The organism is Paenibacillus sp. FSL L8-0158 (assembly GCF_038592965.1).
Taxonomy (GTDB): domain Bacteria; phylum Bacillota; class Bacilli; order Paenibacillales; family Paenibacillaceae; genus Paenibacillus; species Paenibacillus polymyxa_D.
This window is the reverse complement of the sequence record NZ_CP151949.1, coordinates 1501146-1515510: the sequence shown is the minus strand read 5'-3', so window position 1 is coordinate 1515510 and position 14365 is coordinate 1501146. Positions and strand designations below refer to the sequence as shown.

Genomic DNA, 14365 nt, shown 5'->3' with positions numbered 1-14365 from the left:
ATTCAAGTCTATGCTTGCACAATTATTCACAAGCTTTATTGCCACCGCTGCATTCGGCATACTTTTCCATGCCCCCCGGCGCTCGTTGCTGCAATGCGGTTTCGTCGGTATGCTAGGCTGGCTGGTCTATTATTCAACTACGGACAGCATGGGACCTGTGAGCGCCAGCCTTTTGGCAACGATCCTCATCGGCATCGTCAGTCAAGGCTTTGCACGGCTGTATAAAATGCCTGTAATTATTTTCAGTGTCGCAGGTATGATTCCGCTCGTTCCAGGGGGGATGGCCTATAATGCCATGCGCCAGTTCGTACAACATAATTATCCTCAGGCACTGGAGCTGGCGATGAGCACGCTGATGATCGCAGGAGCGATTGCTGTTGGTTTGGTGCTGTCTGAGGTGCTTAATCAGATTTTTCACAGTATATGTTTTAAACCACAGCGCTAAAAGCGATGAAAATAGAAAAGTTAAAGAGGCTGCTCCCACAATCACATACATCTGCAGTGTATGAGACGATTTTGGAAACAGCCTTTTTCTGTATACGTTACAAAGAATATTTATATGTCATAAGCTATTATTCATCCACTCGCTTACCCAAAATCGCCAAATCTCGCTCTATGCTATCCAGCACAGCTACACGCGGATAGTACCCCCATTGCTCAAAACCAAACTTCCGCAGCAGCCCAATACTTGGCTCATTATGACCAAAAACAAATCCTAACAACGTTGTAATCCCCAGTCTCGGACATTCATTTAGCAAGTGCTGTACCAGTCGACTTCCTGTTCCGGTTCCACGAGAATCCTCATGGACGTATATGCTAATTTCTGCTGTACCATTATAAGCTGGACGCCCATAAAAGGACTGGAGGCTGGCCCATCCAGCAATTGTACCCTTTTGTTTTAAAACCCACAAAGGCCGGTGATTTTCCTGATGAGCCTCAAACCATGGAATTCGACTCTCCACTGTCACCGGTTCCAAATCTGCCGTGACCATTCGTCCTGCGATCGTAGAATTATAAATGTCCACAATATCGGGAAGATCCTCTTTGCGCGCAAATTCAATGGAAAAAGATTGGTCCTTATTCATTATTCGTATCTGCCTCCTATTGTGTGATTTATTTATTGTACAAGACAAGCGCCCGATCAGCCATATCGAGTTGTTTTGCGGATTAGTCCCAAAGGGTTTTATAATAGAGCTGAGGAAAAACAAAAACGAGGTAAGCAATTTAACACGATGAGACGGGAGGTATGTTTCGGAGTCAAGGATTCTGAAGCAGCTTAATATGAATATTGGAACTCAACTCTTGATTTTGGAAATACCTATGGAATCTTTTTTTGGAAAAACGACGATTTATCCTGTACTGCTCAAGGACGAGGATGGACTTACACTGATTGACACGGGAATGCTCGGCCAATTGGAGCCATTACTCAAGGCTATTTCAGATGTGGGTGAGGATATCAGCCGCCTGAAAAGAATTATTTTAACACATCAGGATATTGACCATATCGGAAATGTTCATGCACTGCTGGACTTGCTGCCGAATACTGCCCTGTTAGCCCATAAGGATGACGTCCCTTATATGACAGGAGAGCGACCGTTTGTGAAGTTGACGCCGGAACGGATTAATCAGTTGGATACTACGCTCAAGCAACAAGCAGAGGATCTGATTCGCCGCCTGCCAGATTTGCGCTTTGCTCATATTCTTGAGGACGGCGAGCATCTACCCTATGGTGGAGGAATACAGATTATACATACACCCGGCCACACGCCCGGGCATATCAGCTTGTATGTGCCCGCACAAAAGCTACTTTTGGCAGCAGATGAGTTGCTTGTAGTCGAGGGTGAACTGGTCGGTCCCGCTGAGTCGGCTACGCCGGATATGCCGCTGGCCCTAAAGAGCCTCGATAAACTGACTGTATTGGATGTTGAAAAGGTACTCTGCTACCATGGTGGTTACTATGATCAGAATGTACAGGCACGTCTGCAAACATTAAGTCAGGAAAGAGAATAAGTCATTCCATGCTATAAATAATGATGTATGAAGAGCTATAATGAATAAATAGGCAGAAAGGAATGAGACTTTATGAATGAGAAAATAACCCGACTGTATGATGAACTGAAGTCACAGTCTTGGGACGGCCTGCTTGTGACCGATCCTAAACATATTTACTACCTGACGGGCTTTGCCAGTGATCCGCATGAGCGTTTTCTTGGTCTGGTGTTGCTTCGGGACCAAGAACCAGAACTGATCGTACCCGCCCTGGATGCAGAAGCCGCCCAAGCTGCTTCTTCTGTGACTCGTATATCCACCCACACCGATACGGACAATCCATATGATCTGCTGCGTCAACGCACAGGCACCGGTGTGAAAGCATTCGCGCTGGAAAAGGAGCACGTCTCCGTCCTCCGTTACGAACAGCTACATACTGCCATTGGCGCGGCTCAATATGTGGACCTGGGTCCAGTGCTTCAAGAAATGCGTGTGAGAAAAACTCCTGAGGAAGTACAACGTCTGAAACATGCAGCTCGTTTGGTAGAAGATGCCCTTCGTCACGGTCTCACCCATGTGCGCGAAGGGGTGACGGAAGTCGAGCTGGTGGCCGAAATCGAATACCAGATGAAAAAAATCGGCGCAGATGGTCCGTCTTTTGACACAACAGTGCTGTCTGGACCCAAAACTGCCTTGCCTCATGGTGTTCCGGGCACCCGCAAGCTGCAATACGGCGATCTGCTCATGTTTGATATGGGCGTATACTCCGATGGTTATGCTTCGGATATTACACGTACTTTTGCTTTTGGAAAGCTATCGGCTGAGCTGGAAACGATTTATAATACAGTTCTTCGCTCGAACGAAGCGGGAATTGCCGCCATTCGCCCGGGAGTTTCCTGCGCATCCGTAGATCAGGCAGCACGGGCTGTTGTTGAATCCGCTGGATATGGCCCTGCCTTTAACCATCGAGTTGGACACGGCCTTGGCATGAGTGTTCACGAATATCCATCTGTACACGGAGGCAATAGCGATCTGCTTCATGAAGGCTTCGTGTTCACAATCGAACCCGGCATCTATGTGCCAGGCCTCGGCGGTGTGCGGATTGAAGATGACGTTCTGGTCACTTCTGATGGTGTTGAAGTGCTTACCTCTTTTCCAAAAGAACTAACAGTGCTCGGATAAACCCATCGCTATTCATTATTGGTATGTGAGCATTTTGCATAAATCCCAAGAGCGTTTTCAAATCAGCAATATATAGATCGAAATGCTTTAGTTCGCTATATATTGTACTTACGAGTGTTGGGAATCGAATTATGAAAAATGCTGATGTTAAAAAGTATGAAAAAAAGGAGGAGCAACCCCAAGCCATCATGGCTTTAGGGTTTGCCCCTCCTCTTCTATAAAGCGGAAATTGCGTGCAATGTACAAAATGGGTGTACCCGCCGCGGTCAGTATAAATTTTAAAATGTAGGTGGTGAATAATATCTCGATCCATATCCCCCACGCATAACCGTAAAAGGCAATAGTACAGAAAATGAGCGTATCTATAAACGAGCTGATCATCGTGCTACCATTGCCGCGAATCCAGAGCTGATGACGTTCCGGGAAAAACTTGCGAATCCAGGCGTACAGACGCACGTCCAGTAATTGACTGACCGCATAGGCTGTCAAGCTGGCAAGCGCAAGCCTTGGCAACAATCCAAACAGCTGTTGCATCGGGGTCTGGGCAAAATCCGTTGCAGTAGGCTCGAATTGCAGCACCATTTGCATCGTGACCGTCGTCATAATCAGAGTAAAAAAGCCGAACCACACAGCTTTACGCGCCTCTTTAGGCCCATATTTTTCATTCAGTAAGTCGCTGGCCATATACATAGAAACATACATCGTATTTCCCAGTGTCGTGGTAATGCCGACCAGATCAATCGTTTTGGTTACCTGAATGTTAGCTAGTACAGTAGCAACACCAATCCAGGCGTACAACCCTTTTTTACCAAACAACCGAAAACATAACAAAAAGAACATAAAATTGACGAGGACAAAAGCTGCCCCCCATAACAGATTAAACATGAAATCCTCCTAGTTTTGATAGCGCGGGATGGTTGCGAACCGCGGTTCATCCGAAACAAGCCGGAAAAACATTATTTTAATGTATCATAGATTAGGATTTGTGAACAGCTATAATTTACACTTCCCTAAGCCTAATATAAAGAGCCGACCTTAAGGTCGGCTCTGAGTATTGAGGTGCACAGTGCATGTGTTACATATGCGATAGATGCGATATGAGACTGTAGTTTACACCATCCGTCTCTCTTTTACTTAAGAGTGCGCCGTTGCATCCAAATCCATACCTTGATTGTTGAACACGTCTTGATCGTTCTCTTTGAGCACCTTGCCTGAAATGAGACCAGCGGTAATAGAATCATTGACATTTAACGCTGTGCGACCCATATCAATCAACGGTTCGACTGAGATGAGCAATCCTGCCAATGCCACTGGAAGATTCATGGTGGAAAGCACGATCAGGGAAGCGAAAGTGGCACCACCGCCTACACCCGCCACGCCGAACGAGCTGACCGTAACGACTAGAATAAGCGTGAGGATAAAATCCCAGCTCGTTGGATCAATCCCTACGGTTGGAGCAATCATAACCGCCAGCATTGCCGGATAAATACCAGCACAGCCGTTTTGCCCAATAGTCGCTCCCAAGGTCGCAGACAGATTCGCGATGCCGTCGGACACACCAAGTTTTTTCGTTTGTGTTTCAACATTTAACGGAATGGTCGCCGCACTGGAACGAGAAGTAAAAGCAAAAACCAGTGTAGGCAATACCTTTTTCACATACGTCACCGGATTATAGCCGAACAAGGCCAGCAAAATAAGATGAATGATAAACATGACCAACAAAGCCACATAAGAAGCGAGCACAAACTTGATTAGCTTCAAAATTTCATCTGGATTGGTCGTAGCTACTACTTTAGTGATCAGTGCTAAAATACCGTAAGGTGTCAATCTCAGCACCAGCGTTACAATCCGCATCACTACAGCGTACACTGCATCGATCACTTTGCGGAAGGTTTGCGCCTGTTCCGGTTTTTTACGATCCAGTCCGAGCACAGCCACCCCGATAAAGGCCGAGAAAATTACCACCGCCAGTGTCGACGTACGACGTGCTCCCGTCATATCCTCAAAAGGATTTGAAGGAATAAATTCCAGCACCTGCTGTGGAATGGTCATGTCCTGAACTGTTCCAAGACGCTCTTCCATCTTCAAGCCCTGTGCTTGTTCCTTTTCTCCACCTTGAATCTCAATTGCCTTTAGATCAAACGACAGGCTGGTTACAATACTCACTGAAGCAGCAATTGCCGTTGTAATCAGTAGTACTGCAATAATGGACACGCTGATTTTGCCAAGGTTCTGTCTTCCCTTCAAATTCATAATAGCCGAAATAATCGACACCATGATAAGTGGAATAACTACCATTTGCAGCAAACGGACATAACCATTACCTGCGAGGTTGAACCAATCAACTGATTTTGTAATGACCTCTGAGCCTGCCCCATAGGCATATTGTAGAATAGCCCCGTAGATCAGTCCGAAGCCAAGTGCGGCAAATACCCTTTTTGTAAAAGAGATGTGCTTTTTCTGCATCCAGACCAACACGCCGAGCAGTGCAAGCAGCACGATGACATTCAAAATAATAAAGAAGGTATCCATATATCATTTCCTCCAAACTTAAACGTAAGATGTTTTCTAAAGTACCCCTCAATCCGAAGATTACTATATCACAAAGCCAACTATTTTTGTAGGTTTTATTGAAATAAAAATAATAAATCTGCTTCAGCCTTAGATTTATCAAAATGACAAACAGCAAGCCTTCGTAAGATGAAGGCTTGCTGTTTGTTATCCTGAACACAACGATTCGTATTCAATTTATGCGTAGATTTTTTCAGCTGTTAGACGATCACTGTATATAACAGTTCCTGTTCCTTAACCACTTTATGCTGACTACCAGCGGACTCCAACTCGCTAAACTGAGCTACATTCGTAACAATAACAGGCGTTATCGTTTCGTAACCAGCCTTGCGTATTTCCACCAGATCAAACTCCAGTATAAGATCGCCTACCTTCACGCGATCTCCTGCTTTAAGATGAGGCGTAAAATGAAGTCCTTTAAGTTTAACCGTATCCATCCCAACGTGAATGAGCATTTCAAGTCCTGAATCACTCACCAATCCAACAGCATGCCCGCTTTTGGAAATGGAGAACACTGTGCCATCAACTGGGGAAACAACCCGGCCTTCGGATGGTTCAATAGCCCAACCTCTACCCATAATCTCTTGAGAAAATGCAGGGTCATTGACTTCACTGAGCGGCTTAACTTCACCCATCATCGGGCTGTATACCGGGATTTTCTCACCTTTCGGCAGTGAGGACCCAGTAGATTGTGCTATTTCATCAGTAGCGATGTCTCCGGCAGCGTCTGTTGTTGCTTGTGGTGCTTCTTCGTTCTTTTCATCTGTAAAGCCGATCAAGTAGGTAACAATCGCAGCAATCACAAATGCAATAATGAGACCAAGGATTGCGTATAAGAAAGTCGGTCCAATAAACATCGCCAGACCAGGAACACCAACGAGTCCACCCATGACATACGCTTTTGTGCCAAACAAACTCATGAAGCCCCCACCAGCAGCTCCGCCAATCAACGCGGCAGTAAATGGTTTTTTAAACCGCATATTTACACCATACATTGCAGGCTCGGTTACACCCATAATAGCTGTCAAGCTCGTCGAGAAAGCCACTGTTTTGACTTTAGCATTTTTGGATTTTAAGAATACACCCAGTGCAGCACCAGCCTGTGCCAGGTTAGCCGCTCCCATAATCGGAATCATGTAGTCAAAGCCCAACGTTGCTATAGAACCAATCATAATAGGAACCAACGCGTAGTGCATACCTGTCATAATGATTAGAGAGAAGGTACCGCCCAGCAGCAGACCTGCAAGTGCACCTGTATTTTCAAACAACCAAGAGATACCACCCGACAGGCCATTACCAATAATAGAGCCTAACGGTCCTACAGCAATCAATGTCAAAGGTACAATAATCAATAGAGTCAGTGTTGGGACAACAAGCAACTTTAATGATGCATGAGTATACTTATCAATGAATTTTTCAACATAAGACGCCAGCCAGATAGCGATAACGATTGGAATAACGGTCGACGAATACGTGGCCGCTGTCACCGGAAGGCCAATAAAGCTAACCTTCACATTAGACGCCAGTAATGCTGTAATGTCCGGATGCAAAATGGAAGCACCAATCGCCGCACCAATAAACATATTACTGCCGAGTTTTCTAGCCGCACTGACAGCCAGAATAATAGGCAGAAAGTAGAACGCACCGTCACCTATTGCCGCTAAAATCGTATAGGTTTGACTCTTGTCAGACATCCAGTGCATAGCTACCAATAGGGCAATGATTCCTTTGATCATACCTGCACCGGTGATCGCTGGCAAAATCGGTGTAAACATACCCGCAATAAAGTCGAACAGTTTGCTGATCGGGTTTTGTTTTTTCTTAGAGGCAGTGCTTGCTCCTGAGTCACTTTGCGGAGCCTTGGACATGTTGCTCACCAACGATTTGTACACGTTAGCTACATCATTACCGATAATAACCTGAAACTGGCCGCCACTCTCCATGACTCCCATGACGCCATCCGTTTTTTGCAACTGCTCTTTCTGAGCTTTCTTATCATCATGAAGGTTGAAGCGTAAGCGGGTCATGCAGTGAATGACCTGCTCTACGTTTTCTTCACCGCCAACTAGTGTAAGTATCTCTTTGGATAATTGATTCCGATCCATGAGGTGTTCCTCTTTTCTTTTTAAAGTATACAATGCGAAAATGGGCAATAAAAAAACCTGAATACAGAAAGCAGACAGCTTTATAAAAAGCCAATCTTCTTTCAGCATTCAGGTTTTGCCTTCTGGTTTGGAAGTAGCAATCCTAAATCCCTGATCATACATGAAATCATTGATTTTTAATGATACGCTCGATATGAATGGTGAGATACAACATCTCATCCTGGGACAAGCTTCGACCATAGATTTTAGTCGTATAATCTCTTATCTTTTCCGCGCAGGCGTAAGCACTCTTATACTGAACCTTAACCATATCATGAAGGGAATTATCTGTATTTTGTACAGGAGTCCCGTTCATTACCCGTTGAGCAAAAAATTTGAGATGTGTAATAAAGCGGTAATAGCTTAATGACTCTTCATCCAGATCCATTACAAAAAAGCGACTTACAATATTTATGATATCCTTGACAATGTTAGTCAGGGTTATCGTTTCGCGCATTTCGCTATTAAGCTGTGCATTCACCAAATGTAAGGCGATAAATGCTCCTTCATCATCTGGAAGTGTAACTCCCAGCTTGTCCTGAATCATATGCAATGCTTTGGTCCCAATCGTGAATTCCTTGCGGTACATTCGTTTGATTTCCCAGTAAAGTGCATTTTTGATATCCATACCCAAGCGATAACGCTCTATGGCAAAATGGATATGGTCCGTCAGCGAAATATAGATGCTGTCATGCAACTCTACACCAAGAATCGTTTTGGCATATTGGATGATTTCATCAGAAATTTCAACATACTCAATAGGGATATCAGACATCAGGGTCATGAGTTTGCGGGAAACCTCGGTACTTTCAAGTTTGAAAATTTTCTCGATTTTCTCTTCTTCAATCTCATCGCCTGTGTTTTTTTTAAAAGCTATTCCTCTTCCCATAATAACTAATTCTTTCTGCTGTTCATCAATGACCGTTACGACGTTATTATTCAGCACCTTTGCTATCTTCATTCCATCACCTTAAGCCGCTTGGAGTAGTAAAAAAAGGCAAAACCAAAACTGACACATAGTGCCTGCTTATGGTTTTGCCCGATACGCTCAGTAACAATCCACGATTGTGCAGTTTTGAAATAACTGTCACCATAGTATCATATAAACACTAAGCTGACAAGATTTTTTGTAAACACTTTCATGAGGCTTTTGGGCGTTGGCACACCTTAGCTACCGGGGCTCTTTTCCACAACCGAGTTCGGAGAAGCATTCATGCCAGATGTGGATACTACTTGAGAATGTTCATCTTTTTCATCCACAAAGCCCATAAAATACGTAATTACGCCAGCCGTAACAAACGAAATCAGTATACCCACAATACCGTACACAAGCGTGGGTTCAGAAAATAAAGGTAAGCTGAGCAGCCCAGCAGAGGTACCAATAGCAGTAAGCTCTGTTTCAAATAGACACATACAAGCCCCACCAACGGCTCCACCAATCATAACTGCTACTAACGGTTTTTTGAAACGGATATTGACACCATACATGGCCGGTTCAATGATTCCCAGCATGGCCAACAAACCTGTGGACGCAGCCAGCGTTTTGACTTTGGGATTTTTGGATTTAACACATACGCCAAATGTTGCGCCAGCCTGAGCGAAAGCCGCTGCAATGACCACGGGAAAAATATGATCGTAACCCAATGTTGTAAGCGAGCTGATCATAATCGGTAGCATTATATATTGCATGCCTGCAATAATAAGCAAAGACATCGCGCCTCCGAGCAACAGCCCTGTAAATATTCCTGCATTGTCAAACAACCAGCCTAGTCCATCCGATACATGTTGGCCGAGATAACTCCACAGTGGTCCGAAAGCGAACACCATCAAAGGTATAGTGATCATCAGTGTCAAAGTCGGGACAACCATTAATTTAAGTGAATAAGGGATATACCTGTCTAACCATCTTTCGACACACGATGCTATCCAAACGACAACAAGTATGAGTACTATAGATGAAGCAGCTTGTGGGTCTATAACTGACAGACCGGCAAAACGTACCTCCTCACCGGACTGGAATAAACTTGTTAGTTGGGGATGGAATACGGATACTGCGATGGCTGCCGCAACAAACACATTGCTGCGCAGCCTTCTTGCCGCACTTGCCGCAACAAAAATAGGTAGAAAGTAATATATCCCATCGCTGATAGCCATTAAAATAGTATATACCTGCGGATCAGACAACAATAAACCGAAGGACATTAAAACTAATATAATTACCTTGATCATTCCTGCCCCAATCATTGCCGGCAAGATCGGAGTGAATACGCCTGATACATAATCTAATAGACGACTTATCGGATTTCCCCCTGTGGCAGCTCTGTAACTTCCGGAAGTCGGCTCCTGTTCATCTTCTCCTCTGACCTGCGAAATCATTTCTTTGGAAAGTAAATCCCGATTCATAACTACCTTTTCCCCTTTTATATGTATATTGAAGACCACTTTCGAACTTACCAAACCAAGCTTAGAAGAATATTGTCATAAAAGCGGTATTCCTTATGCTACTTATATTACTTCTTTTTTACAATAGTTTTAAAGAAGGAGTAATCTATTCGTTTTTATGCACCTGATAATTTACATCAAACTTACATCTAAACACCTAAGACCATAGTTATATATTTTTTGTTTGTTTTTGGGCAAATATGACTATTCAACCGCCTGTTAATTATGTAAAATAGGTCTAACCTACTTTTTAGTAAATCATGGATTACTTCCCTTTCACATTCTTGCCCCTTGAATACAGCTGAAATATACATAGAATCCGAACATTTTCAGTCTTTTCTTCAAGCAAGGAGAGAAAAACAAGTAGATCATGGCGTGTCTAGTATCTTATTGGACAAGCGGCCTACATCAAGCAGGGGAATTCGTCTAATTTTATTACCATCATGTGAGAGGAGAATTTTCATGAAGAGTTTTAATCGTTCCATTGGCGCGAAACTACGAATTATGTTTTTGCTGATTCAGCTCTTTGCATCCCTTTTGTTCAGCATCAGTTTCTATGCAATATCCATGAGTATCATTAATAACAGTGTCATGCCTCAGGTAGACCAATTGCTAGAAACTGGAGCTAAAAATGTATATCAGGATCTCAATATTTCCTTAGCTGTTCAGGCCGGGCAAGGAAGCGGTTCTGATTCCGGCTCCGCTATACAGATGGAATCCTATCTGCAGGACAAGGTCGATACCCTCAAATTAGAATCGGCATATATCGCGGTAGTGAAGGATGGTAAAGCCGAAGTCGTCGCACGGAATGTAAAATCAGTGTACAAGGTCAAGGATGCACTCATTCCTGTAGAGGATGTTAAAAAAGCAAAACAAGGCGAAATGAATATCAGTGAAATTTACAGCGATTCGTACGGAGTACACAAAACCGCCTTCTTTGCTATATCGGGTAGTAATCTAGTTCTGGGTGTGAACGAAGATGTCGGATTCGTACAGGAAAAATCCCAACAAATTCTATGGATTTGCATAGGTATTACAGTGGCAACGCTCCTGCTGGGCGGAATTATTTCTACCCTCGTGATACGTAAAGTTGTAAAACCCATTGCTGAATTGGTTCGTCATAGCGAAAAAATTGCTCAAGGTGATCTTTCACAAGAAGCGAAGGTTCATGGAGTCAATGAAATTGCGCAACTTGCCCGCAGCTTCCAATCGATGTCTCATAACTTAAAAGAAATGATCGGCCATGTGCTTTCTACATCCGGTGCGGTTGTTGAAGGATCGGACGAGCTGCTTCGTCGGACTGAGGCTATGAGTGTAAAAGTCCAGGACTCTACAGTTGCCGCAGAGGAAATAGCAAAAGGCAGTACCAGCATAGCTACAGCTGCTGCTGAAAATGCGCAGGCTATGGAGGAAATCGCTCAAGGTGTTCAGCACATCGCCTCCTCTGCCAATGATGTATCCGATCAAATCAGTGAAGCGACAAAAGAAACGGTTAACGGTACTACGCTCGCTCAAAAAGCTGTAGCTCAAATGTCACAGGTGGGACATGCTGCTGATGAATCGCTTCGATACATCCATAGTATGAATGAGCGCTCAGAAGCCATTGGCAGTATCGTTTCGGCTATTTTCGATATTACGAAGCAAATTCAAATGTTGTCCCTGAATGCCTCCATTGAAGCTGCCCGTGCGGGCGAACATGGACGTGGCTTCGCCGTAGTAGCCGGAGAAGTGCGCAAGCTTGCCGAGCAATCTAAAGAAGCCACACAAGAAATTTCCGACTATTTGGTTACCATTCAAGAAGTATCGCAACAATCTGTGGACTCTGTGACCCAGGTTAGCCGTGAAATTCATTCGGGAACGGAAATGGTTCAACAAGCGAGCTCAGCCTTTAACCAGCTAAGTGAGCTTATGCAAAAGATCAATGCTACGATTCAAACGGTATCTGCAGCAACGGAACAAGTATCCGCCAGTTCGGAAGAAGTATCTGCTTCCGTGGAAGAGACAGCTCTCATCGCTGCCAATGCACAGCATATGATTCAGGAAATCGGTTTAAATGCCGATGAGCAACTGAATGAAATGGAAAGCCACAGCGAGGTTGTTCGCCAATTAAGTAAACAAGCAACCGAGCTGCAAAAGGCTGTCCAAAAATTTAAAATTACGTAAGTCGATACAATAGAGGATTTTGCAAAAATCCCATAAGCGACTTCCAATGAACAAGATATAGATCGAAATGGTTTAGTTCGTCTATATCTTGCACTTCAGAGCGACTGGAATCGAATTTTGCAAAATCCTGAATAAAAAGAGGTATCTCTCAGTCATGAAAATGGCTGTAGAGATACCTCTTTATTTTTTAAAAGCGATTTAAATAATCATCTTATGAAATTTATGAATTCATTCCCATCATACGATAAATTTTCTCCATATCTAAATGAGCCCGAACCACCTCTGCGACACGGTCAAACTCTCGTTCCTTGGCTTCACGTACAGTAAAGGTGCTTTCTAAAGGTTCCAAGCCCTTGGCTTGTCGCAATCCATCTAACCAGCACCGGCGAAAACGATCATTATCAAACACACCGTGCAAATAGGTTCCCCATACTTTACCGTCTGTCGTACCCCAGCCTTCCTCAAATGCTGTTCCTTCGCCGCGCCGGATATGGAATAACCTTTTCATTTCGCTTAGGTTTAAAGTTTTATCTGTAGGTGCGTATGGTTCCGTAACATAATCTGTAACGCCCATATGTATTTCGTAACCTTCGATGCTTGGCTTGGAGGCATAACCCGAATCAGGCGCAGTGCTAAGCAAAAGCGGGCAATGTTTAGACAGGGTTCCCTGTACGCGTACGGTTTGCTTTTCCTTCAAAAAGGTCGTGGACAGAGCCAGCCAACCTAACCCCTCTGCCTGCTGCGGCAACCCAGATTCGACGGCTTCGGGATCAAATAGTGCTGTACCCAGCATCTGATAACCTCCACAAATGCCAACCAGCTGTGTGCATCCGGTATTCATAGCCTGCCGAATGTCTTTCTCCAGACCTCTCTCACGCAATTCCAGCAGGTCTCCAATGGTGTCTTTGGTCCCCGGTAAGATAATGGCGTCCGGTACGCCCAACTGTCCGGCTTCTGTGACATAACGAACACTCACATCCGGCTCTGCGGCCAGAGCATCCGTGTCCGTGAAATTGGAAATCCGCGGATATCGTATCACTGCAATATCCAGTTCTTTATCCTTTGCAGATTGCTTAGGCTTCTTATCCAGTACTACCGAATCCTCTGCTTCAATGCGAATGTCTGGTAGATAGGGCAACACACCGAGTACAGGAATGCCTGTCCGTTCCTCCAGCCAGTCTAATCCCGGCTGCAGCAGAGACAGATCGCCTCTGAATTTGTTAATGATAAATCCGCGGATACGCTGTACTTCATGGGGTTCCAGCAACTCGATGGTTCCTACGAGAGAGGCAAAAACACCGCCCCGGTCGATATCTGAAATAAGCAACACTGGAGCATCCGCCCAACCTGCCAGATTCATATTTACGATATCGCGGTCCTTCAAATTAATCTCTGCCGGGCTACCTGCCCCTTCCATAAGGACAATATCATAGGTATCACGCAACCGATTCAGAGCGTCCATAACGGTCTGTTTGGCTTTTGGCAAAAAATCCTTCCGGTAATCGGAGGCGCTCATATAGGCAAAAGGTACACCGTGTACAACAATTTGTGAGTGCATATCTTTGACCGGCTTAATCAGAATCGGATTCATGTCGGTCGTGGCCTCAATACCGCAGGCCTCAGCCTGCACCCCCTGAGCGCGTCCAATTTCCTTGCCGTCCGCGGTAACATAAGAGTTTAACGCCATATTTTGCGACTTAAACGGTGCTGGACGATATCCGTCCTGCGTAAAAATACGGCAAAGCGCAGTCGTCACCACGCTTTTGCCCACATCCGACGCTGTTCCTTGAAGCATCAATACGGCTGCCGGGTTCGTGCAGGACGGTTCGAAAGTTGACAATTGCCTCTTCCCCTTTAACGAATTCATTTCAAAT

11 protein-coding genes are annotated in these 14365 nt (G+C 44.6%); 4 read left to right on the top strand and 7 right to left on the bottom strand.

Annotation, left to right across the window (positions count from 1 at the left end; all coding sequences use genetic code 11):
• Window positions 1–10: 10 nt before the first annotated feature.
• Window positions 11–445, top strand: a complete 435-nt coding sequence (locus tag NSQ68_RS06840; protein ID WP_342428378.1) for a threonine/serine exporter family protein — start codon at window positions 11–13, stop codon at window positions 443–445.
• Window positions 446–572: 127 nt separating this feature from the next.
• Here NSQ68_RS06840 and NSQ68_RS06835 read toward each other — a convergent pair whose 3' ends face one another.
• Window positions 573–1085, bottom strand: a complete 513-nt coding sequence (locus NSQ68_RS06835) for a GNAT family N-acetyltransferase (RefSeq protein WP_029516402.1) — start codon at window positions 1083–1085, stop codon at window positions 573–575.
• 196 nt (window positions 1086–1281) lie between these two features.
• On the opposite strand from NSQ68_RS06835, the gene NSQ68_RS06830 reads away from it, so the two are divergent.
• Complete coding sequence (locus NSQ68_RS06830; RefSeq protein ID WP_307348736.1) at window positions 1282–2010, top strand: MBL fold metallo-hydrolase; 729 nt, start codon at window positions 1282–1284, stop codon at window positions 2008–2010.
• Window positions 2011–2082: 72 nt separating this feature from the next.
• Entirely contained in the window at window positions 2083–3171 is a 1089-nt protein-coding gene (locus NSQ68_RS06825) for a Xaa-Pro peptidase family protein (protein ID WP_029516400.1), read from the top strand.
• A 186-nt stretch (window positions 3172–3357) separates the two neighbouring features.
• On the opposite strand, the gene NSQ68_RS06820 is transcribed toward NSQ68_RS06825, so the two are convergent.
• From NSQ68_RS06820 to NSQ68_RS06800, 5 genes are all read right to left on the bottom strand, one after another.
• A complete protein-coding gene (locus NSQ68_RS06820; protein ID WP_342428377.1) occupies window positions 3358–4056 on the bottom strand; it encodes a queuosine precursor transporter in 699 nt (232 codons plus the stop codon).
• 249 nt (window positions 4057–4305) lie between these two features.
• Window positions 4306–5703, bottom strand: coding sequence for an L-cystine transporter (locus NSQ68_RS06815; protein ID WP_029516398.1), 1398 nt, complete (start codon window positions 5701–5703; stop codon window positions 4306–4308).
• A gap of 239 nt (window positions 5704–5942) precedes the next feature.
• Window positions 5943–7847 carry a beta-glucoside-specific PTS transporter subunit IIABC gene (locus tag NSQ68_RS06810; protein ID WP_342428376.1) on the bottom strand — a complete coding sequence of 635 codons (1905 nt, stop codon included), beginning with the start codon at window positions 7845–7847 and terminating at the stop codon, window positions 5943–5945.
• Window positions 7848–8013: 166 nt separating this feature from the next.
• On the bottom strand, window positions 8014–8847 hold the full coding sequence (locus NSQ68_RS06805) for a PRD domain-containing protein (protein WP_342428375.1): 834 nt from the start codon (window positions 8845–8847) through the stop codon (window positions 8014–8016).
• Between the two features lie 206 nt (window positions 8848–9053).
• Window positions 9054–10289: a PTS transporter subunit EIIC gene (locus NSQ68_RS06800; protein ID WP_342428374.1), complete on the bottom strand. Its 1236-nt coding sequence runs from the start codon at window positions 10287–10289 to the stop codon at window positions 9054–9056.
• Window positions 10290–10790: 501 nt separating this feature from the next.
• Here NSQ68_RS06800 and NSQ68_RS06795 point away from each other — a divergent pair.
• Window positions 10791–12491, top strand: coding sequence for a methyl-accepting chemotaxis protein (locus NSQ68_RS06795; protein ID WP_342428373.1), 1701 nt, complete (start codon window positions 10791–10793; stop codon window positions 12489–12491).
• Window positions 12492–12711: 220 nt separating this feature from the next.
• On the opposite strand, the gene NSQ68_RS06790 is transcribed toward NSQ68_RS06795, so the two are convergent.
• Entirely contained in the window at window positions 12712–14331 is a 1620-nt protein-coding gene (locus tag NSQ68_RS06790; RefSeq protein WP_342428372.1) for a cobyric acid synthase, read from the bottom strand.
• Window positions 14332–14365: the final 34 nt, after the last annotated feature.